Raw genomic sequence first — 20785 nt, forward strand, 5'->3', positions numbered from 1 at the left:
ATGTTACCAATCGGTATGCAATCCCGGTATGCCGATGCGCTGGATGTGGATAGCATTATTGCCTTCTTCGTAAGCAAGCAATTTGCCTTCTTTGTGCCAGAGGCGAAATGCCAGCGAGTAGGACAGCACCCGGATTGGATAATCGCGCGGCAAGGTCTGCAAATAGGGTTGTATCGTGGTGAAATCGACCGCGCCATATTGTTGCATGATAAAACGTAATCCTCCGTTTGCGGGGCCGATATTATAGGCCAGCAATCCCAAAAAAAGATCACCTTTCATTTCAGCCAGATAATGCTTAAATGTAGCTGCGGCGACAAAGGCATTATGGCGGGAGTTATCCAAGGATATTATTTCCGTACCCAGCCGTTTGCGTGCCTGAGCAATAACCGTTTCCGGAACGCGAGTAATTTGAAATAGCCCTTTACCTCCGTCGCTGCTGTCTCGCGGTATGAAAGAGGATTCCGTCGCGGCAATACCGTGTAGCAGATTCACATCGATATTAAAAGAGCGGGCAGCATCTCCGATCGCCTGCCGATATTCCTGCGACCGGTTAACCATTTTTTGTAGTTGTGCGGCATCGTGTCGTCGATAAGCTGCATAGACCTGATGTGCAATCGTTACGCGACCGGCTTCTTCCTTGCCGCCCACTAAAGTGCGGAAATGACCATAAGTCAGTGTGAATTGATCGTGCGTAACTAGCCAGGAAATCAGCAATGCCAGCCCCAGAGATAAGCCTGGAGTCAGAAATTCCGAATGCAATTGCAACCACTTTCTCAGTCTCCACCAGCCAATCAGAAAAAGGCTTGCTACTAATATCAAACCTAATATACCGACAATAAATGGCAGCAAGTTAGCAAAAAAATTAGTACCTGAGAACCGGCTGGCGGAATAACCCAGTAACATGATAATGGTGCAAAATGCTGCAATGCCCAAGCCCAATAATTCAATACCGGTCAGAAATATTTTCCGCCGGAGTCCGCCGGGTTTGGATCTTCCGGTTCGCCTCCTCAACTTGTGGGTATTATTGATACTGCGCACAACTTTAGTGCGTTTGCGTTTTTGCTTCGGTTTGGGGTCGCCGGATTCAAGATTATCAAGCGGCTTTGTTTTGTCCATCGAAATAAGGTCTAGGCGATTGAATATATTATGATTAGTGGATTGTGGGATTTCCTCGTATTAAATTTTTCTAATGGTTTTACTGAGCAAGAAATAAGGGTTTCTCCGGTATGCAGGATTGTCTTGGTTACGTTAAGGTGCGTCCTTACTATTTTACGTTGAGTTATTACGATGAGGAACAGGAAGCGAGGAAAAAATGCATAGCGCATGCAAATATAACAAAACAAGGCTATATACTCCCACTGGAATTCTGTTGTTTGTTTTGTTGAGCATTTGCAATGCTCATGCCAATAGCCTGCCAAATCTGCTTAAACAAAGCGGTCTGGAATTAGGGGGCTGGATCAACGGCGGTGCGACATATAATGCCAACCATCCTGCAGATGGTTTCAATGGAGCGGTTACTTTTGCGGATCGTGCCAACCGGTTTCAGCTCAATCAGCTTAATTTATTTTTACAACGCAATGTCGAATCGGAAGGCACAAAGTGGGATCTCGGCGGTCGCTTTGATTTTTTGTTCGGTACTGATGCCATCTATGCGCAGGCTTTTGGCATTTCCGCGTTCGATGAGAATACCGGTGAACCTTCAAATCGGGGAAACTGGGATCTGAATTTGTGTTGCAATTCGACGCGTACGTATGGGATCGCATTGCCGCAAGCCTATCTAGAGGCTTACGTGCCGATGGGCCGCGGCCTCAACATCAAAGTTGGACATTTCTATACGCCGCTGGGATATGAAACTGTTCCGGCACCGGATAACTTCTTTTATACACGCGGATATATTCTGAACAGCGGGGAACCGTTTACACATACCGGATTTTTAGGCAGTCACACGATCAATCGAAACTGGCAAATTCAGGGGGGGGCGACCACGGGCAGCGCAACGGGAGGTTGGGATGGCGGTTTTGATAAGCAACTCGATAACTGGGGCGGGCTGGCGAATATCCTGTGGAACAGTGACGACAGACGAACTGCGGCACAACTCGGTGGTACTTATGGGCGGACAGCTACCGATGAACCCTGGCTAATGTATAGTGTTGTTCTGCAACACTGGCTTACGCCCAAGACTCATATGGTGTTACATCATACCCACGGTTGGGCTGCTAATATCAATCTGCCCGAAGGAATCAGGAACGCTGCATGGTATAGCATCAATACGCATCTGACCTATGATCTGCTGCGCGATTTGTCTGTCGGCATTCGCATGGAACGTTTTCATGACCGCAACGGCTGGCGTGTTTTTTCACCTTATCGTATATTGTCCGCGTTGAACAACAAGGGGGTGAGTTACGCAGGCAATATCCCTTTCGTAAGTGCACCGGCAGATTATTATGCCGTTACCTTAGGCATGAACTGGAAGCCGATAAAGCGATGGAATAAAGGCTGGAAACCCATACGTAATATTAATATCCGGAAAAATATCCGCTATGATCGTGCAGATGGTATCGAAACCGCTTTCCGTCCGTTTGATGGGAAGAAGGATCAATTTCTATTTTCTTTAGACGCCACAATTCCATTCTAGTCTCTTCGCCACCCGCCCCAGTTGAGATTTGGAGGTGATGGTTCCATGAATGAAACTGGATAATGAGCTAATCCTGGGTACAGGCGACTCCACACGATCACCACCAGGAAAAGGCAACCAATCCCTAGAAAAACAGATTCCCATAGTGCTGGCCACCCGGAATGAGCATGAATCATGATGATAGGATTAGCGCCGGCAGGTGGATGAACCGTGCGTGTCAGGAGCATAAAGCACAATGTAAGGGCGGTGGCCGTGGTATAGACGAGAATTGTGTCACCCCAAATCTGATAACATGCAATGCCAATAAATGCACCACCTAGGTGCCCTCCGAACAATGCGCGAGGTTGAGCGGCTGGAACGCGTGTGAGACCAAATAAAAAAATAGTGGATCCGCCAAGTGATGCCAGAAGAAACGGTGCTTCTGGTAGTTTTATTACCCATAAAGCAAAGAACAGCGCCACGGAGGCGCCAATTGCACACCAAAGAAGACGTGCAAGTGGGCGCTGATTTATTGGAATCTTCACCTGATGACTGATTGTGGTTGTATGGAATGTAGCGGGAATGGTCTTTTATGGATCATCAAAAAGATGCATCAGTAACTCCTTCAAAAAAACTTATATCAAGAGCTGCTAATCTTTCATGGTTTAGGCACTAGAATTTAAAGGTCACCATGGTATACCCATAATTGGTATCTGCCATACCTGGGCTTTGTGGGACTTTATCGAAATAATCGCCTTTGAATATATGGCTATATCCGATATCAAAGCTCATGCGTTTTAGATAGCTCCATTGAGGAGCCCAGCCTACACTGATATCAAGCATGTTACCTAGAAAAGTGCCGGCTTGCCCCGTCGGATCTTGCAGACCGCTGCCTACATACGCGCCATGTTTATTGGCTAACCAGTATGCGCGATGAGACATCATAAGCCTGACATCAGGTCGGGGTATGAATGTCGCACGAAAACCTACCGGTGAAAACAGATTGGAAGGGAACCATGGTCCGAACATACCGGTAGGGCCATATTCGACACGGCGTTTAGCATACAAGATATCAAAATTCTTATTAGGATCTTGGCTTCCTGATGAAAAATCAAATAGATAAACTAATCGTAATGGCATGGAGGTTTTAAAGCTATAGCCTATTTCACCATGATGGCGATGTGCAAAAACCTTGGTATCCTGGGTATCGCCAAACTGATACATGGATTCAATTTCATAATCCATTTGTCCTGCCATCGGCTTGGCGAACAATCTAAAGCCGGTGGTAGATAAGTTACGTTTCCTGAGCTTATTTCCCTCATTTAATTGAAGGAAATAATAATCCACGTTAGCCCAGGGGAGATCACGATTCGTAATCTGTAAGCCAGAAAAATAAGTTTCGGGCGTATTCCAATCCATATGGGTGGGTTCTCTATTGACCGGGCGGGTGCCAAATACCTGTAGGCCCCATTTTTCCTGGTCGTTTCCTACGTTAAGCCGTATCCCATCAAAAGTCGGCGATAGGGTTCCCCACCGGTGGCCCCCTAACAGGCGCGCTTCTCCTGTTTCCAGTAAAAATCGACCTACTTCAAATGTTGCGTTATAGCCGGTTCCTAGAAAATTCTTGAATAAATAATCGAGATGAAGTTGGGTAAAGTCAAAATGATTGGCAAATACATTTGATTGCCCTTGGCCAAAATGCGCTAAAGGAGCACGTATATCTGTTAGTTCGAGTGTAAATTTAAGGGGATCTATAATGTTTTTGATTTCCATCAGGAATCTTGTTCGCTGATGAACCATTTCATTAAATCCTGGAATATTTCTTGTGAAGCCGTTGTCAAAAGCGGCGTAGCGTGTTCGGTGCTCAACCGCTAAATCGAGCCAATCTGGCGTCATGGCGGAAAGTGGAGTCTTATGATTCTCCATAAGCCTAGTCAGATTATCATAGTCAAATCGAGTTTCACCCACAGTTTCCTGCGCACTGAATGGCGGTCTGTCAGCTTCTTTGGGTGGTTTGTGGCTTCTTGCGATAACTGAAGAGTTTTTTGTTTTTTCTGTTTCCAGATTTCTTGTTTCAGCGGCAACAGCGCTGTTATTCCCGATAATGCATCCCAAAATAAAAAATATTATCCAGTGAATTAAGACTAACTGCCTATTCTTTAGGGTCATTTGTTTTCGCTCCTATCATTTTTTCAAGAAAACTTTATACGAAATAATACTGAAGAAGCGCGAGACGGAATATTCGGTCTGACACGTAAGGGTAATCCCTTATATGCATAATTTTTAAATAAGATATTTTGTGAATTGGATTTGTGCCGATTCCAGGCATAACCTAATGGAAGAAGTGCTCGAGTGCCAACTAGTAAACTATATAGCCAGGATGCTCAAAATAGTGATTATTAATCCGGATTGGAATTTGTTGACAGCAGCTACATTAAAGCGCATGTGCTTTAAATACGGGTACAGCTGGAAATAAGAAACTGTGGATAGAGTATCGGTAAAGAATCGTACTGACGAGACCACCCTATAAAGAATCATCTAACGGTTGATGGTCGGGGTTTATTACTCTGAGTCTAAAATTGCCGATGAAAAAGTGAATAAGGAAATTAAAAAAAGGCAGCCATTACCTCTGAATATCAATGGCTACCTGCATGCAGTTTAACAAGGTCTAGTAAGAACTTTTTTGAGGGCTCTCTTCACGGGGTCCTCCTGAATTAATGTCACGTTTTTCATTTTCAGAAGAATTTTGTTTTGCCTTATTATTATCATCTTTTTTGTGAGATGAAGAATGGGGCTGCGCTTGTTTAGGGGAATTCTCTTTATCATCAATTTTATTTTGTGTTTGAGAATAGTCAGCAAAGACATGCATACTTGTTAATAAAAATGCTGCACTGATAACCAGCGCCAATGTTGATTTTCTTATTTGAATCATAATGTTACTCCTTTTTTTGATTAACAGGTTTTTTATGATGCTTTTAATTCATACTCCCGTCTGTGCGCTATCTTACAAAGAGGCAAAACTCATGCAAAAGCGGCATTTGCGAAAGAATATTTTCAAAGGAGCCGTAGGTTGAAAGGCTGAAAGCAATATTTTTGATGTCATTGCTTATTTTTGCCGCAGCTTCCTAAACGAGTAGTCATAAAATCAATTCTCCTTGAGATATGAATCCTTGGTTCTTGCCTTCCAGTAATCTGACTAAGAAATTATTCAATGTTGGTTATCGCACATACAGATTCGATTTCAACCGATAATTTAAAAAACGATGATAGGAGAAATAATTCATTATTCTTGTCATCGCATAAACTTAATTTATGGAATTAGAAACTTACTAAGGAGAATTAATTATGAATTGGGATCAAGTTAAAGGAAATTGGGCGCAAGTTAAAGGTAAAGCCCAGCAGCAATGGGGTAAATTGACTAACGATGATCTGGATATTATTGAAGGAAGACGCGAGGAATTCGTTGGTAAAGTTCAGGAAAGATACGGTATTGCAAAAGAAGAGGCTGAAAAACAAGTCGATGATTTTTGCAAGAAATGTAACTAACTGAATTAATTACATACAGCTCCGATTACAGAATTCATAAACCTTGATTTCTGTAATCGGAAAACACTGAGTTCCAGAATAATAATTATATCTTTTCAGCTATCGAAGATTCCTTTTGACAGCGACAATTGCTGAGATCTCCTTGTCATAAACTTCGGCAATTCTGTCTACTCTGTGCCGATCTTCCAGCACTATCCAAACTTTTTTCAATTTAATCTCTACGGGTTAAATTCCCCGCCCCTTGGGGCGAAAGCTGGTTGAAAACCAGCAGATTGAAGAACGCAGTTAATACCCCGCTGCTTGCGGCGGGGTGCTTTATTACTTATGTAATGGTTTCATTCATGGAGACTGTTTTTTATAGCTCCGGATGACAAAAAAACAGAGCTATTCCCGGAGTGATCAGGATTTTTTAGCTTGGTGCTTTGTGTGTGATCGCACATACCACAGGGAATTCCTGCGGTAGTATGAATCATGTAACGCCTGCAGTATGCGAGACACAATCGGTCAGAAGTATTAATACTTCTGAATATTATTTCCAGATTGAGGTGCTGAGTTCATACGCAGATCTGGAATCTTAAATAAGGAGAAGCTCATGATAAATTTGGCGATTACTTTCTTAGTGATAGCAATAATTGCTGCACTATTAGGCATTACCGGTGTTGCAGGTATTGCTATGGAAATGGCTTGGATTTTGTTTGTTATCGGTGTTGTTTTAGCGATCGTATTCTGGGTAATGGGACGACGTCCACCGCCCGTGTAATTTTTATAAATCGGTAATTTCTTATATAAGCAATTAAAGGTATGGGTTCTGAAATGTGCTTGGCAGGTTAGGAGCCCATATCAAATTGTCATCAACTTTAATCAAGGAGCATTCACTATGAATTGGGATCAAATCAAAGGTAATTGGACACAGATCAAGGGTAAAGCGCAACAACAATGGGGAAAATTGACGAATGATGATCTGGATATTATTGAAGGAAAGCGTGAAGAGTTAGTAGGGAGAATTCAGGAAAGATATGGAATCGCCAAAGAAGAAGCTGAGAAGCAAGTAGATGATTTTACGAGAAATTATGAATAATTATTTTCATCCTAAGAACGGAGATATCAAAATGAATAAATTAATCAAAATGACTGTTTCTTTAAGTGCTTTTCTGTTTATTATCGTTGCATCCAATAGCTATTCCCAAAGTGCCGTTCAAAGAATGGATGATGCAGAAACACGGGCTGACAGGCTGGAAGATAGAGCGGATCAGATAAGAGAAGCAGATGAAGAGGCCAAAGAAGCCGTGGAGAAGATGCGTGAAAAGCAAGCCGACAGAATGGAGGATCGTGCGGATCAGCTTAGAGATTCGGCTGAAGATGAAGCCGACAGAATAGAAGACCGTGCAGACAAAGTCAGGGATGGTTATTAATTACATATTTACATTTCCGCTGCTCAGACTTAGACTCGAATCAAATCTAAATTGTTAGCTGTTTATTTTTTGATAATTAACAATTTAGATTCGAGCTTAATCCTACAACAAATAGTATTAAACAAAACAGGAGGGTAGTTATGAGTATGAAAGAAGCCTATGAAAAGAAGCTGCAGGCGCAGCTGGATGAATGCGCCGCAGAGATCAACAAACTCAAGGCAAAGGCAGATAAAGCTGAAGCTGATGCGCAAATTGAATATTACAAGCAGATTGAAGAATTAAAATCCAAACAGGCAACAGTGGATGGAAAGCTTGCGGAACTCAAAGAAGCCAGCGAAGATGCTTGGGAAGATCTCAAATCCGGTGTTGAGAGCGCTTGGGATTCACTAGGCAGCGCAATAAAATCGGCTGCTTCTAGATTTAAATAATAGTCATCTGCTGATATGAATTGGAGAAATTTATTGAAACGGTTTTCTCCATTAAAGAAACTCCGGAAAGCTCGCATTTGCCATTTTAAACATAAGCAAGAATTCTTAATAATCAATGTAACAGACTTCTTTGCGTGCTCGAAGTGACATTGGCCAGAGCTTTCCCGGTATGTTTCACAAATAACAAATAATTCAACTTTAGATATAGGGTGGGCTGCATGAATAAAATAAGCTTATCAATTCTTCTGATATCGTCATTGCTGATACTGGCAGGCTGCGCAGAACAACAAGGCCCTGCCGAGCGCGCGGGTGAGAAAATAGACAAAGGCATACAAAACAGCAAAGATGCGGTCAGTGATGCTATTGAGAATGCTGGCGATAAGATTGAAGATGTTACTGATCGTTATTGAAAATAATCGGTTCCGATTAGTGCAAACTGTCACATAAAATTTTATCTTTCACTATCTTATATATCCAAGGTTACGATTACATGAATAAAGTTCAGATCGAGCAATCAAAAGATAAGCTGAATCGATTGGCATGGTTATTAGACAATACTTTTCGCATTCCGGGGACACAAATACGGTTTGGTCTGGATGGATTGATTGGATTGATTCCCGGGATCGGGGATGCTGCAGGCGCAGTAATCTCAAGTCACATTCTGACACAAGCGGCTCAAATGGGTGTACCCAAATCAATTCTTCTAAAGATGGCTTTCAATATTGGATTAGATGCAATCTTGGGAATAATCCCTGTGTTAGGAGATGTTTCGGATTTCATGTGGAAAGCCAATCAGCGTAATGTTCAATTGCTCAATGATTATCTTGAACAACCGGAAAAAACGGTAACGCACAGTCGTCTTTTTGTGGGATTATTGGGTTTCGTGGCATTTTGCGGTGTAGCTTTTATCAGTATGTTAGGCTTTCTGCTGATCCGTTGGCTTTGGTTGTCAGTCGAAGGGGATTGATATAAGAAAACCCCATGTTCATTGCTCATTGACCTTGTTTTAACGCTGTCTTATTGCCGTTTTATAAAAGCCGGAATTAAAGAATACAACCAACCGCAGTTTGCTTTTATTTTGCTTTATAACAAAACCATTTCTAACGGATGTTAAATTTCAGATCTTTTCCAAGATATTTTTATCAGGCAAATGCATGAATATTTATGCAAAAATATAATCCCGCTAAGTGATTGGCCATCGATTCTATATGCTTATGATCAACCAAAGAAAAAAGTGGGGATTCTGTGTTTGAATGGCTAACAAGTCCTGAGGCATGGATTGCATTAGGTACCTTAACCGCGTTAGAGATTGTCCTGGGTATCGACAATATTATCTTCATCTCCATTCTTGTCGGACGGCTTCCTGAGAATCAACGGGCTTACGCCAGAAGAATGGGGCTCGGGCTCGCAATGATAGCGCGTTTAGCATTGTTATTTTCAATTTCCTGGGTCATGGGTTTAACCGAGCCATGGGTTACAGTGTTTACCTATGAGATTTCTGGGCGTGATGTGATTCTGATTGGGGGAGGTTTGTTCCTAATTGCCAAAGCGACACATGAAATCCACAATAGTTTGGAAGGAGTCGAGGAGCGGGGGACTAATGTGGTGGCTTCCGGTCTGGGGATGGTTTTGCTTCAGATTGCGCTTCTGGATATTGTATTTTCTTTGGACTCGGTCATTACGGCGGTTGGATTGGTTGATGAAGTTTCCCTCATGGCGATCGCCATCATATTGGCAGTAATGGTGATGCTGGTGGCGGCAAAAACGATTGGGGACTTTGTGGACGGACATCCTACGATCAAAATTCTTGCGCTATCTTTTCTGATCTTGGTGGGTGTTACTCTGATGGTGGAAGGGTTTGGGATTCATGTGCCTAAGGGTTACATTTATTTTGCAATGGCTTTTTCCGTTACTGTAGAGATTCTCAATCTTCGTATGCGAAAAAGACAAGCGGAACCGGTCAAACTTTACAAAAAAATTTCAAAAGAGCATGAAGGCTAAGGAAACGCTGATTAATTCGGAGAGTCAGTACCGCGCAACGAAGTGATTCGCTCGTGCAGCTAATTATCCGTGTTTGCCTAACTGGTTTTCATACTTGCGCAATTCATTAAGCAGCTGTTCGTGCGATATCGCACATACTTGATTACCGCTTTCTGCAAAACTTTCAATCAGTCAAAAATTTTTCTTTATCTCCTGAATTATGTCAAGTACTAATTATGTCAAGTACTTACGGGCCAATAAATCTGGAAAGCTATAAAAATATAAAGGATTAAACTGAGGTCTTGGAATTTAGTATATCTTCCACGAAATCGAATTCTCTACTTTACTGTGAGATCACCATGCATTCATTCCCTATTCGTTCAATCTTTCCAGTTGCAGCGGTTTTTTTATCATTATTGATGTTGCTGACCGCTTGCGGAGCTCCATCGGAAAGCTCGTTGGTAAGCACAGCGCAATCCAACATTCAACTGGCACAACACGACAGTAGCATTGAGTATGATGCAGAAATTGGCGAATCACCTTGGCCAGATGAGGAAGCAGCAACATTGGCCATTAAGGAGATTATTGAACAGACGGTCAGGTCACGTTATATGAATAATCTTCCTGCACTGCGCCATGTTCACCCTAAAGCACATGGCTGTGTGTTGGCGGATTTCCGGGTCAATGAAACGCTTCAAGATGAGCATCAGCATGGCGTCTTCCAGGCTAATGCTCATTATAAAGCCTGGATTCGTTTCTCAAACAGCGATAGTGATCCATTCCGTGAAGACAAAGAAGGGGACGGACGAGGAATGTCCATCAAATTGATGGGGATTCCCGGAGAAAAACTCCTGTCCGATGAGAGTAGTACCCAGGATTTCTTAATGATTAGTCATCCTGTATTCTTCATTAACGATCCACAGAAATATTTAGGCTTGGTCCAGTCGCTCAGCAGCTCGAATCTGCTGAGTCAATTATCGGCACCTCTCTCACTGGGCATTGAGGGATCAATCATTGCAGCGAAGATCAACAGTAAAAAAATTGCGAATCCACTTTACACACAGTATTGGTCGGCAGTGCCTTATCAACTCGGTTCAGGATCAGACCGCCGTGCAATGAAATATTCCGTAAGACCCTGCAATCAATTGGATAACACTCCCCAGGAGATCCAGTTTAAGGATCCTAATTACCTGCGTGCAGCGATGAAGCAACATCTGAGTACGAACGATGCTTGTTTTGAATTTTTGATTCAGACGCGCGATACCGGTACAGCAGCAGGAGCTGCACTCAGTATCGAAAGGGTTACGAACGAGTGGAAAGAAAGTGATACACCTTTCTTTCAGGTTGCAACTATCATCATTCCCAAACAGGAATTTGATAATCCGAAGCGGCATGAATTTTGCGAAAATCTTTCATATACGCCTTGGCATGCTGTACTCGAACATCGGCCACTCGGTGGAGTCAATCGGATTCGGAAAGTCGTTTATTCTTCCCTTGCGAATCTCAGGCACAGTATGAACGCTGTCAAGTCTATTGAACCAATAGGTAATGAAAATTTCTGAAATCAAGGTTGATTACAGTTTGGAAAAGTGCAATTTACTTATAAATTCTATGGCTTCACTGCTTAGGAAACTGTCCTCTGCAGAACGTGAATACTTTCCATTGTCGACTTCAACTTAAACCTCTGAACCGCGGGGGGGTATTCAAATTGAATTATGCATAATCTGGAAGCGTCCACGATGAACACAAAGGAATATATTCTGCAATTTGCTCGGCTGGTTGTAATCGCCATTTTGCTTATTGGTTGTTACCAAATTCTTCATCCATTTATTCCTGCGATCGTGTTCGCGATGGTGGTATGCATTTCGACCTGGCCGATTTATCTGCAGTTGCGCAGGGCATTAGGCGGAAACACTACGCTGGCGTCATTGTTGATGATAGGGGGAATGATATTGCTTGTGATCATTCCATCAGCGTTGCTTGCTTTCAGTCTGGCAGACAATGTCACCGCCATAATCGATGCCGTCAAAGTGTTTATGCAACAAGGTTCGATTGAACCCCCCGCATGGCTTAAAGATACTCCATTCTTTGGTGAGCAATTTATCCACTACTGGCAGGGATTGATGTCTGGAGGGAAAGAAGTAGGCATGCTGCTTACCGGGTCACTTGAACCGATCAAGAATTTTCTTCTTAATCTGGGTAATGTGATTGGCAAGAGTTTGCTGCAAATGGTTTTTGCCGCATTTATTGGCTTCTTTTTCTATCGCGACGGTGAAACGCTGATACAAATGCTGCATAATGGGGTCGCGAAACTTCTGGATGGCAGTCTTGGTACAGATCCTTTAGTGCAAATCCACAATACGGTTACAGGAGTGGTGTATGGCATTTTTGGTTCAGCGTTGGCACAAGCCATAGCGGCTATGATCGGTTTTCTTATCGCAGGAGTATCGGGATCAGGTGCGTTTTTACTTGGCTCAGCGACTTTCTTTCTTTCGGTAATACCCATGGGACCTTCTTTAGTTTGGGGAGGTGTCAGTGTCTGGTTTCTCTATGAAGGATCTTACGGGTGGGCAGTTTTTACGATATTGTGGGGTATTTTCGTGATCAGTAGCATTGACAATTTTGTCAGACCTTATCTCATCAGTCGCGGAAGTAATCTATCTTTCCTGTTGGTTGTTCTTGGTGCATCGGGAGGTATCATAGCTTATGGTTTTATCGGTATTTTCATCGGTCCTCCCATTCTGGCTATAGGAATTACTTTGGTGCGGTTATGGACGTCGCAGCCAGTACCTTCAATTAAAATTGCTCAAGCAAATCACCAGGATTAATGCTCTATGCTGTTGAGATACTGCTGATATTACCGATTGTGGCTGCTTTGTTTGTCATCGTCATATCCGTTTGTAAAATGCAATAACTGATCATGCCCGGGATGTTTCTTTGTGTGCTGCCGCACATATCCCTAGAAATTAATACTGTAGTATCTTTTTATGGTTGTACGGTATATAGAAGTACGATTGCTGAGTGTAACCCTTGTGGAATTCGTATACACTCACTATAAGTAAGCTTTCGTAATGAATATACATATTGCCACCACATGATCTAATTGATTATCGATTAGATGAAAAATTAATTATCAAAATCAAAAGGAGGCTCAAATGGGTAAATATTTTCTAGCATGGCTGCTCGGAGTGCCGGTAAGCGTATTGGCAATTATTTATTTGTTCAATATGTAAACTCTTGGAGATCTCTATAATCAGTAGCGAATTGAAAGATAAAATGAGATCATTTCTGTTAGATTGAAACATTCTTGTCCCAAGAATAAATTAAATTTCTTGTGATTTGATTATCAATTATCGAATTTAAGTTTAAACGGAGGTTAAAGCATGGCAACAGCAGATGAATTTAGTAAAGAAATGGATCAATTAAAAAAAGATTTCGCCAGTCTGCGCAATGACATTGGATCGGTATTAGCTTCAGTAAAGGATCTGGCGGAGAAACAGGGACAGAATGTTGCTGATTTGGCCCAGGATGCTGAGAAGACTGTCAAAAATCAAGCTAAAGAAGCCGGAGAGAATATGGAAAAGTATATCGAAGAAAGACCATTAACCAGCGCGCTGGTTGCCTTTGGCAGCGGTTTTATAATCGGTATGCTGCTGAGTAATAGACGCTAACTATCAACGTGGCATAGATGTTACCAAAATTGTTAGCAGAAATACTTGCTGCTGAAACGGCTAAGTTATGGAAAGGATCTGTCAGATTGGCCATAATCATGGCCTTTCTGGGTTTATCCGTGATGGCAATGGTCGTGGGTATGATTTTCGTGCTTATCGGTTTGTATTTGTCGTTAGCAGAGGCAATGCCTTACTGGCAAGCTGGCGCGATTGTTGGGGGCGGGGTGTTCCTATTTGCTGCCCTATTGCTAATAATTATTTCACAGCAGGGTCAGAGCACACCACTGAAAAGTGATAATTTAGCTGCGCAAATTTCTGAGGATTCCACGGCTCAATTGGGATCCGTGATCGGAAATATCGTTGCTAAATCCAATGTTAAAACAAGTGACATTGTACTAACGGTTTTAATCTCAGGAATAGTACTGGGTGCCAGCCCTAGTCTGCGTCAGCAGATACTGACCGTTCTCTCCGAGTTAGCCAAATCCAAATCTAAAGATAAATAACTTTAATCGTTAAGTTATGATATTGATGATGTTTGAAAAATTATATATAATTCATGGTGTTATATTTTTATTTGGCCATCTTTAGTCATAAGTGATCGCAGGATCGCAGGATCGCAGGATTCAGGCATCAGGAAAAAATTTAAGATGCCACTTGTGGGAAGGAACGATTGATTCTTCATGCTGTTTGGCTTCACCATCCGCTTATATTCCCATTTTGGACGGTACTCTACTAATCTTAATAGATTTTTATGAATTTTCAGCTCTTCATTTTATGTTATATTCGACTGCTATGAAGTGATGCTCTATAAAGCTTCTATAAGGGATTGATTGTAGATTTTATCTTTCCCATAGCACGATGATTTAAAGAAAATTGTCTGTAGAATTATTCTGAACTAAAAAATAATATTTCTCCCTGTTGAGGCTATCATCATGTTAACTAATACTTCCTATACTTTTCAAGAAAATAGTATCTTAGGCGCATTATCAGCAGCGGAGCTTGACAGTTTAGCTCCTCATTTAGAGCTTGTAACCCTGCTTCATTCCGAAGTACTGTTTGAAGATAATGATATGTTGCAATATGCTTATTTTCCAGTCACTGCCACGGTGTCTCTATTATGTTGCTTGGAAGATGGGTCTTGTGTGGAAGTAGCCATGGTTGGCAATGAAGGTATAATCGGAATTTCCGTGGTGCTGGGTAATAATGCGAAAACTCTGACACAAGCGATCACCAAAATAGAAGGCCAAGCTTATCGAATTTCAGTAAGAGAATTAAAAAACATTTTAGCTCGCAGCGGAGGCCGTCGTGCTGGTACATTGAAGAAATTGCTATTACGCTATGCTCAAACGCTTTTTGTACAAGTATCACAGGCTACGGCATGTAATCGACGGCATGCATTAGAACAGCAATTGTGCACGTGGCTTCTTTCATGTTTTGACCGTGGCAATTCAAGTAATTTATCTATAACTCAGGAGTTAATTGCCTATATTCTAGGTGTTCGCCGCGAAAGCATTACGGTTATTGCAAAAAAATTACAGGAGGAAGGGATGATAAATTATTCTCGCGGCCAGATACAACTCAAGTGTAGAGAAAAACTCGAAATCCATGCGTGTGAGTGTTACGGCATAGTGAAGAATGAATCTGATCGCTGGGTAATCGATGCAAAAGCTGCTTAAAACCGATGGTTTGCAGCTGGCGATTATTAAATTATGAGCATCTTATAATGGGTTATGTCGTAGAAACGAAAGAGAATCCCTGTGAGTGCAAACAACAACTCCATATATAACCTTCCTGCTTCATCTCGGAAGGTTAATCTCTGCGGGTTTAATTCCCCGCCCCCTTGTGGGGCGAAAGCTGGTTGAAAACCAGCAGATTGTAGAGCGAAGTTAATACCCCGCTGCTTGCGGCGGGGTGCTTTATTGGAATTAGTGCTTGTTGTTTACGCAGGGGGAATAGGCGGGGGAACGGAAGTCAATGAATTAAACTTCTCAATAATACGCTTCCACGCCAGCTCAAAACTATCTAATAATTCATTCGCCTCAGACGATATGGAGAGGTTAGAAACTTCTAACGGAATGTGATGTGTATGACACCTACAGATACGCTCCAAAGCTTCATCATAGGTGCTAGGATCGAGATGACTAAAAGAATAGGTGCAAAGTAGTGAAAATTCAATTTTTTTGAATAAATCATTCCATCGATCCTCAAGCTGCATAGCTTCGTCAAACGCTCCTTTTTGCCAAAGCACATCAACCATTTCACCAAAGATACGAATCTTGTCATATTTTAGTTTCATGACTCTAAGGGGATCTGAAACGAATTTTTCGAAAGCCTCTGCATCAATTCCGTCATCCATCCATAAGCTTGATAGCAGGAATTCCGCATCTAGGAATTTAATTTGGCCTTGATCCTTAAAAGACTGTACATCGAAACCCTGAGTCACTAAGAAGTCCACTAAAGATTTTCTCAAAGAAGGCCTGGCAATAATAGCTACAGCTTCACCACTATTTAGGCCCTTGGCGACGTATTGGGCAACTGAATTAATTTTTACAGCTTGATCGCGGCAAACTTTAACAATGTGATTACCAGAAATAGGATCTGTTAACACTCCGGGTCCAGAATCAATCATTTTGTGACCTCAATTTGAATGATTATACAATTCTAAATATCATAAGAAAGCTATCAATTAGAATTCTTTCCTTTTTTGGAAGGCATTTTCATGTAATTATAATATATCTTTTTGTAAGAAAAATAAGAATTTATATGGTTATTAGTATATTTGTATAAAATTCAGTGAAGGTTTTAATTAGTGGCATAAATTTTTAGCTCTAATTTTGTTTACTTCCAACATGGAGGCGTAATAAATTACTTACTCAATGAAAAGTTGATTAGATCTTTAAGCAATATTCTATATTACAAGTACTTTTGATGTATTTTCCTGGAATTTCAGTATCACAGTGAAAATTCCTTGCTTGAGATTGGAATCATTGTTAAAAAGATAGCTTCTTATGTCATAGGCTTTTCACTTCGTATGTGATTATTTTAGAAAAGAAATTCCTTCACTTGCATTGATGCTTCGTTAGTATGGTGGAACTCTAAGAAATAATTGTGTCTTGCCGGAGAAACAGAGCACGACGACAAGAAAACAAAAATTAACCCGAATACCGGCGGAAAAATGAAAGATTAGAGTAAACACAAATACTATGCAAATCCCCTTGCTCTGAGGTTTTATGAGCCTTGATTCGATTGCATAAGGTAATTTAGCAGTGTTCTATGATGAAGAATACAAATAATCTACGATAGAACACTGCGGTTCTCTAGCTGATATCAAGTGTAGACCTAGACTGTAGTAGTACTTTTATCCTTATCTAAGCAGGTTTATTTAGTTTGATACGTAGAATTACAAAAAAGAAAACTTTACTGCGTATTCCAAGACAGCATATATGATTCCGGGAATGGGCCGGATTTATAATCAATATTGCCTTTTGGTTCAACATTCTTCTGAAGAAATACTTGCCGTACCATTTCAGGAATCATAACCATGCCGACATAACGTCCCAAGCATTCATGATCGCCGAATCCAAAATGAAAATAATTATACCAGTTACGTTGCGGTATAAATTCTTCCGGTGACTCGAAGGCTCGTTCATCGAATGTGGCGGATAATGTTACCGGTAACACATAAGTACCTGCCCGCAATATTGTTTCATGATCGGTGCCTTTTGCCGCAGTATAGTCGCTTACGGTCGTCCGGAATAAATAGGGTGTAATTGGAACAAAACGTAAGGCTTCCCAGACAATGCCATCGAATTCAGTAGGATCATCTTTCTGTGCAACAGCTTTTGCCTTCTCCATCCACTCCGAATGTTGAAACAGGTATTGCAGAACCTGAGCCACGGCTTGAGCGGTCGTCTCAATGGCGCCAATCAGCAATCCACCTGCATTGATACCTAAGCGCTTAATGTCGAAATCCAGTTCTTTCGCAAAACTGGTGCGCAACATTCGAGTAACAATATCATCTTGCAATCTAACGATAGTGGAAAATGTTAATTTTTCAATTTTTACCGCGAGAAGGCGCTTTGCAATCAACATAGTGATATAGTCGCTCAGCTTTTTGGAAGTCTCGTTATGGCGATCAATAATGCGCTGCGACAATTCCGGAGGAACCAGATCGAAAGGCTGGTTATGAAAAGTATCATATTGATTCCAGTAGGACCATTCAATCAGATCTTCTCTTTTGGCCCCGGTCAGTCCAAAATATTTTTGCACCAATGTGGCCGGGACCATGCGGCAGAAACTATTGACCACTTCAATCTGGCCATTAGCATTACTTAGAATCCCTTTGGCAATATCCGCAATCATATTACGTACACGCGGCAAATCGTCACGGTTCAGCATAAATTGCATCAATGATTTTTCCCGCGTATGCAGTGCGTCATCATCATGCGCCATCAGATAATTATCCATTTTCGGAACATACGGCTTGACAGTAAAAACCTTGTACATTGTCAGTATTTCTCTAACATCATCAAACCGGGTTACCAGCGTACAGTCGGGTGTTACCAGAATGGGACGCTTAGCGCGCAATTCCTTAAAAAAAGGTAAAGGCTCAGTATCCATCCAGCGTCGAACCAAAGGGAATTTCTCTACATCGGCGGTGGCATCGTAGCGTTCTAGATAATTTGTACTCATTTCATCACTCCCTGTCCATTAATAAATGATAGCTGAAGATTCTAATTACAGAGTTTTGAGATATTCAAGCAGATCCAACCGTTCCTCTTTATTGAGTTTCGGCAGAATCTTACCGTCAGACTGAGCCGTTCCGCCGGATGAATACTCGTGACCAGCATTACTATTACCCTTTAAACTGGTATTAAAGGTAAAACCTTCGTATCCTTCACTTTTAAGGCCAACTTTTTCAGGATCGAATTCACGCGATCCTACTTGGAACTGGTCAGGACGATATTCATCGTCTTCTGGATCGCCCTCGCGTTTTTTGGGCAGTAATAAATCGTAGAGGGTTGGTACTGACCCATTGTGCAAATAAGGTGCTGTTGCCCAAATGCCATTTAATGATCTCGCCTTATAGGCGTTTAATGAAGCAAACGGATCAACGGTGGTATCCGGATCATAATTGCCGTGCTTAAGCGAAGGGTTAATTTTATTGCGAACAAATGCTGTGGCGATATCTACAAGCCAATCGGTCCAACGTCGAAGGAACCATTTGTCGGGATCGGGAGTAGCTACTACATTTAAGGTCGCTTTTGTCAACAATGCGGCAACGGGTGCTTTCTGGTCGAGTAAAATATCCCCAATGCCCACGCTCACATACTGGTTGCGCAAAATACCGGAATAGCCCTGATATTCCCTGCCGTTTTTGGCCATAACAGGATCCGTGCCTACGTCGCTGACTCGGGACATATGTGCAATGATGCGACGTTGCGGATCGGAGCGATCAATTCTGGCATGGCAGCTTTCACAATATTGATTGAACAATAGCTTGCCCCGAAAAACACGCTCCTTGTCTATTTCTCCCAAAATATCTTCCGGCCATACAGGGGACTGCAGTTTATCCAGATGGGACTCAATTCTGCTTAGATTATGCACATTTACAGAAGAATCAAAGCTAATTTTTTTAGTTCCAGCGGCTTGTCCGCCGATAAGGGTTGAGATACTAAATCCTTTTTCCTCTTTCCAATCCAACGTACCAAAAACTCCGATAACTTCCCCGGTATTGCGTCCAAGAGGACCTAACCCGGCATTGTCAGCCAGCCCGTTCCACTGCACATAATCATGTTGTGGAATGTCCCATAAAAAAGGATAGCTGACAGGTGCGTTAGGCGGGTTAAACAATTTCTGACGTAATTTCCCTAATTGTTCCCACTCGAGTGTTTTGGTAAGACGCTCAACTAAATGATCACGCTGATCGCCGGTCATAATCTGGTCTACATTTTGCATGATTTTATTGAGCTCTGCTTCAGTCATGCCAGTATTGCCCAGTGCTCCGCCATCACTCAACAATTCTTTTAACACCTTATCATTGACGAGGTGTTCCAGAACACGGTTATAAATGCGCCCAAATGCATCCAATCGCGCGTAACCGTAGGGAATGTTGTTACCATCATCGTCAATACTGCGATTTATAGTAATATAGCTGGAGAGACGTTGCTTATATTTTTCCAGATCGCTTAATACTTCAGCTTCGGATTTGTAATTACCACGTGCCAGGACATTTTTGATAAATCGCTCTTTCTTTTCCTCATCCCTTTGAGTGTAATGCATGGCTTTTGCAATATCCTTCATAATGCTATCCATGTCTGCACTGGCTGGACCACCATCAATACGAATGCCCACACCGTTATAGTTTATTTGTCCCGTATGACAGGCCGCGCAAGTCAAACCTATGTATTCTTTATCCTTGTAACTATCTTTAACCCATCCGACGGGCAATGCATCTGGATTGCTGGAGGTTGCTTTCTGAGGCAGGTAACGATAGAAGTTCATGTTCTCATCAGCACGAAAAAGTCCGGGCTTTTTCGGTTGTTCCAATGCCATAAAAAAATCATAGGGCATCAGATTCGATCCTTGCGTGGTAGTATAAAACCATAGGCTATCAGCAATATCCCAGCCTTGATCAAGGTATTTCACCGTTGTGTAATTATCTCCAAACAGATCTTGGGTGATAGTGGTTGCACCACGTTCAGGATCGGTTTCCGGGATCAGTGTACAGGCGGAAACTCCGGCGAAAATAAATAAGGTTGAAATAAAAGATAGCAGCTGATTTTTTGATGATTCTAATGATTGTTTCACGATGGTTCCCCTTTCTGCTTGATTTGTTTAACCATTACTTTCAACAACGAGAATGACTTGCACAACAATGATAGTTCTTACATTTCATAGTTATCTTGCAATGCTGTCATAATTTCTGTTTCCTTGCATTACATGACTCTTGACTATCCCTATTCGAGGTTCGTGCTCAGCGCTCAATTCTGGCGCATTGTTGTATTCCTATGAGTTGCTCCTGCTCTGAATTATATTCAGAATTTACTATAGATAACAGCAATACTAACATGTCTCATAAAGCATATCAGATATAGAGCTCTAATCGATAAACAGAAAATACGAGCCCTAGCC

The 20785-nt window shown here is 41.9% G+C and carries 21 protein-coding genes; 14 read left to right on the forward strand and 7 right to left on the reverse strand.

Annotated elements, in window-relative coordinates:
* Positions 1 to 3: 3 nt before the first annotated feature.
* Positions 4 to 1116: a lytic transglycosylase domain-containing protein gene (locus CPG39_RS11605; RefSeq protein ID WP_096293659.1), complete on the reverse strand. Its 1113-nt coding sequence runs from the start codon at positions 1114 to 1116 to the stop codon at positions 4 to 6.
* A 196-nt stretch (positions 1117 to 1312) separates the two neighbouring features.
* Between CPG39_RS11605 and CPG39_RS11610 the strand changes: the two genes are divergently transcribed.
* On the forward strand, positions 1313 to 2635 hold the full coding sequence (locus CPG39_RS11610; protein ID WP_096293660.1) for a porin: 1323 nt from the start codon (positions 1313 to 1315) through the stop codon (positions 2633 to 2635).
* On the opposite strand, the gene CPG39_RS11615 is transcribed toward CPG39_RS11610, so the two are convergent.
* The 3 genes from CPG39_RS11615 to CPG39_RS11625 all read right to left on the reverse strand — a co-directional run bounded on the left by CPG39_RS11615 (position 2632) and on the right by CPG39_RS11625 (position 5546).
* Positions 2632 to 3159: an HPP family protein gene (locus CPG39_RS11615; RefSeq protein WP_231990297.1), complete on the reverse strand. Its 528-nt coding sequence runs from the start codon at positions 3157 to 3159 to the stop codon at positions 2632 to 2634. The genes CPG39_RS11610 and CPG39_RS11615 overlap by 4 nt on opposite strands.
* 127 nt (positions 3160 to 3286) lie before the next feature.
* The gene (locus CPG39_RS11620) at positions 3287 to 4783 is read right to left on the reverse strand and encodes an alginate export family protein (protein WP_096293662.1); all 1497 of its coding nucleotides are present in this window, start codon (positions 4781 to 4783) and stop codon (positions 3287 to 3289) included.
* A gap of 499 nt (positions 4784 to 5282) precedes the next feature.
* The gene (locus CPG39_RS11625; protein WP_096293664.1) at positions 5283 to 5546 is read right to left on the reverse strand and encodes a hypothetical protein; all 264 of its coding nucleotides are present in this window, start codon (positions 5544 to 5546) and stop codon (positions 5283 to 5285) included.
* A gap of 413 nt (positions 5547 to 5959) precedes the next feature.
* On the opposite strand from CPG39_RS11625, the gene CPG39_RS11630 reads away from it, so the two are divergent.
* The 13 genes from CPG39_RS11630 (at position 5960) to CPG39_RS11690 (ending at position 15327) form a co-directional block, all read left to right on the forward strand.
* On the forward strand, positions 5960 to 6160 hold the full coding sequence (locus CPG39_RS11630) for a CsbD family protein (RefSeq protein ID WP_096293666.1): 201 nt from the start codon (positions 5960 to 5962) through the stop codon (positions 6158 to 6160).
* A gap of 592 nt (positions 6161 to 6752) precedes the next feature.
* Positions 6753 to 6920, forward strand: a complete 168-nt coding sequence (locus CPG39_RS11635; RefSeq protein WP_074701755.1) for a DUF1328 domain-containing protein — start codon at positions 6753 to 6755, stop codon at positions 6918 to 6920.
* A gap of 117 nt (positions 6921 to 7037) precedes the next feature.
* Positions 7038 to 7238, forward strand: a complete 201-nt coding sequence (locus CPG39_RS11640; protein WP_096293667.1) for a CsbD family protein — start codon at positions 7038 to 7040, stop codon at positions 7236 to 7238.
* Complete coding sequence (locus CPG39_RS11645) at positions 7231 to 7572, forward strand: hypothetical protein (RefSeq protein ID WP_231990298.1); 342 nt, start codon at positions 7231 to 7233, stop codon at positions 7570 to 7572. Before CPG39_RS11640 ends, CPG39_RS11645 begins: the two co-directional genes overlap by 8 nt.
* 140 nt (positions 7573 to 7712) lie before the next feature.
* Positions 7713 to 8000 carry a hypothetical protein gene (locus tag CPG39_RS11650; protein WP_013648527.1) on the forward strand — a complete coding sequence of 96 codons (288 nt, stop codon included), beginning with the start codon at positions 7713 to 7715 and terminating at the stop codon, positions 7998 to 8000.
* 218 nt (positions 8001 to 8218) lie between these two features.
* On the forward strand, positions 8219 to 8410 hold the full coding sequence (locus tag CPG39_RS11655; RefSeq protein WP_096293669.1) for a hypothetical protein: 192 nt from the start codon (positions 8219 to 8221) through the stop codon (positions 8408 to 8410).
* Positions 8411 to 8490: 80 nt separating this feature from the next.
* Positions 8491 to 8967 (forward strand): DUF4112 domain-containing protein, encoded by a 477-nt coding sequence (locus tag CPG39_RS11660; protein WP_096293671.1) that lies wholly within the window; start codon positions 8491 to 8493, stop codon positions 8965 to 8967.
* Between the two features lie 278 nt (positions 8968 to 9245).
* Entirely contained in the window at positions 9246 to 10001 is a 756-nt protein-coding gene (locus CPG39_RS11665; RefSeq protein ID WP_096293673.1) for a TerC family protein, read from the forward strand.
* A 338-nt stretch (positions 10002 to 10339) separates the two neighbouring features.
* Positions 10340 to 11542: a catalase family protein gene (locus CPG39_RS11670; protein WP_096293675.1), complete on the forward strand. Its 1203-nt coding sequence runs from the start codon at positions 10340 to 10342 to the stop codon at positions 11540 to 11542.
* A gap of 177 nt (positions 11543 to 11719) precedes the next feature.
* Positions 11720 to 12808: an AI-2E family transporter gene (locus CPG39_RS11675; protein WP_096294331.1), complete on the forward strand. Its 1089-nt coding sequence runs from the start codon at positions 11720 to 11722 to the stop codon at positions 12806 to 12808.
* Positions 12809 to 13363: 555 nt separating this feature from the next.
* Positions 13364 to 13651 carry a DUF883 family protein gene (locus CPG39_RS11680; RefSeq protein ID WP_013648522.1) on the forward strand — a complete coding sequence of 96 codons (288 nt, stop codon included), beginning with the start codon at positions 13364 to 13366 and terminating at the stop codon, positions 13649 to 13651.
* Positions 13652 to 13668: 17 nt separating this feature from the next.
* The gene (locus CPG39_RS11685) at positions 13669 to 14154 is read left to right on the forward strand and encodes a phage holin family protein (protein ID WP_096293677.1); all 486 of its coding nucleotides are present in this window, start codon (positions 13669 to 13671) and stop codon (positions 14152 to 14154) included.
* A gap of 429 nt (positions 14155 to 14583) precedes the next feature.
* Positions 14584 to 15327 carry a Crp/Fnr family transcriptional regulator gene (locus CPG39_RS11690; RefSeq protein ID WP_096293678.1) on the forward strand — a complete coding sequence of 248 codons (744 nt, stop codon included), beginning with the start codon at positions 14584 to 14586 and terminating at the stop codon, positions 15325 to 15327.
* A gap of 263 nt (positions 15328 to 15590) precedes the next feature.
* Here CPG39_RS11690 and CPG39_RS11695 read toward each other — a convergent pair whose 3' ends face one another.
* The 3 genes from CPG39_RS11695 to CPG39_RS11705 form a co-directional block, all read right to left on the reverse strand.
* Positions 15591 to 16280 (reverse strand): MEDS domain-containing protein, encoded by a 690-nt coding sequence (locus CPG39_RS11695; RefSeq protein ID WP_096293680.1) that lies wholly within the window; start codon positions 16278 to 16280, stop codon positions 15591 to 15593.
* 788 nt (positions 16281 to 17068) lie between these two features.
* Entirely contained in the window at positions 17069 to 18343 is a 1275-nt protein-coding gene (locus CPG39_RS11700) for a cytochrome P450 (RefSeq protein ID WP_096293682.1), read from the reverse strand.
* 45 nt (positions 18344 to 18388) lie between these two features.
* On the reverse strand, positions 18389 to 20461 hold the full coding sequence (locus tag CPG39_RS11705; protein WP_096293684.1) for a di-heme-cytochrome C peroxidase: 2073 nt from the start codon (positions 20459 to 20461) through the stop codon (positions 18389 to 18391).
* Positions 20462 to 20785 lie beyond the last annotated feature (324 nt).

Source organism: Nitrosomonas ureae (assembly GCF_900206265.1).
Taxonomy (GTDB): Bacteria; Pseudomonadota; Gammaproteobacteria; order Burkholderiales; family Nitrosomonadaceae; genus Nitrosomonas; species Nitrosomonas ureae_C.

What these genes read in the sequence shown, in the direction of transcription:
- CPG39_RS11635 (WP_074701755.1), top strand. Translation starts at nt 6,753, where the DNA reads ATGATAAATTTGGCGATTACTTTCTTAGTGATAGCAATAATTGCTGCA.
- CPG39_RS11645 (WP_231990298.1), top strand. Translation starts at nt 7,231, where the DNA reads ATGAATAATTATTTTCATCCTAAGAACGGAGATATCAAAATGAATAAA.
- CPG39_RS11690 (WP_096293678.1), top strand. Translation starts at nt 14,584, where the DNA reads ATGTTAACTAATACTTCCTATACTTTTCAAGAAAATAGTATCTTAGGC.
- CPG39_RS11670 (WP_096293675.1), top strand. Translation starts at nt 10,340, where the DNA reads ATGCATTCATTCCCTATTCGTTCAATCTTTCCAGTTGCAGCGGTTTTT.
- CPG39_RS11660 (WP_096293671.1), top strand. Translation starts at nt 8,491, where the DNA reads ATGAATAAAGTTCAGATCGAGCAATCAAAAGATAAGCTGAATCGATTG.
- CPG39_RS11680 (WP_013648522.1), top strand. Translation starts at nt 13,364, where the DNA reads ATGGCAACAGCAGATGAATTTAGTAAAGAAATGGATCAATTAAAAAAA.
- CPG39_RS11620 (WP_096293662.1), bottom strand. Translation starts at nt 4,783, where the DNA reads ATGACCCTAAAGAATAGGCAGTTAGTCTTAATTCACTGGATAATATTT.
- CPG39_RS11630 (WP_096293666.1), top strand. Translation starts at nt 5,960, where the DNA reads ATGAATTGGGATCAAGTTAAAGGAAATTGGGCGCAAGTTAAAGGTAAA.
- CPG39_RS11610 (WP_096293660.1), top strand. Translation starts at nt 1,313, where the DNA reads ATGCATAGCGCATGCAAATATAACAAAACAAGGCTATATACTCCCACT.
- CPG39_RS11650 (WP_013648527.1), top strand. Translation starts at nt 7,713, where the DNA reads ATGAGTATGAAAGAAGCCTATGAAAAGAAGCTGCAGGCGCAGCTGGAT.
- CPG39_RS11695 (WP_096293680.1), bottom strand. Translation starts at nt 16,280, where the DNA reads ATGATTGATTCTGGACCCGGAGTGTTAACAGATCCTATTTCTGGTAAT.
- CPG39_RS11605 (WP_096293659.1), bottom strand. Translation starts at nt 1,116, where the DNA reads ATGGACAAAACAAAGCCGCTTGATAATCTTGAATCCGGCGACCCCAAA.
- CPG39_RS11655 (WP_096293669.1), top strand. Translation starts at nt 8,219, where the DNA reads ATGAATAAAATAAGCTTATCAATTCTTCTGATATCGTCATTGCTGATA.
- CPG39_RS11625 (WP_096293664.1), bottom strand. Translation starts at nt 5,546, where the DNA reads ATGATTCAAATAAGAAAATCAACATTGGCGCTGGTTATCAGTGCAGCA.
- CPG39_RS11675 (WP_096294331.1), top strand. Translation starts at nt 11,720, where the DNA reads ATGAACACAAAGGAATATATTCTGCAATTTGCTCGGCTGGTTGTAATC.
- CPG39_RS11685 (WP_096293677.1), top strand. Translation starts at nt 13,669, where the DNA reads ATGTTACCAAAATTGTTAGCAGAAATACTTGCTGCTGAAACGGCTAAG.
- CPG39_RS11700 (WP_096293682.1), bottom strand. Translation starts at nt 18,343, where the DNA reads ATGAGTACAAATTATCTAGAACGCTACGATGCCACCGCCGATGTAGAG.
- CPG39_RS11640 (WP_096293667.1), top strand. Translation starts at nt 7,038, where the DNA reads ATGAATTGGGATCAAATCAAAGGTAATTGGACACAGATCAAGGGTAAA.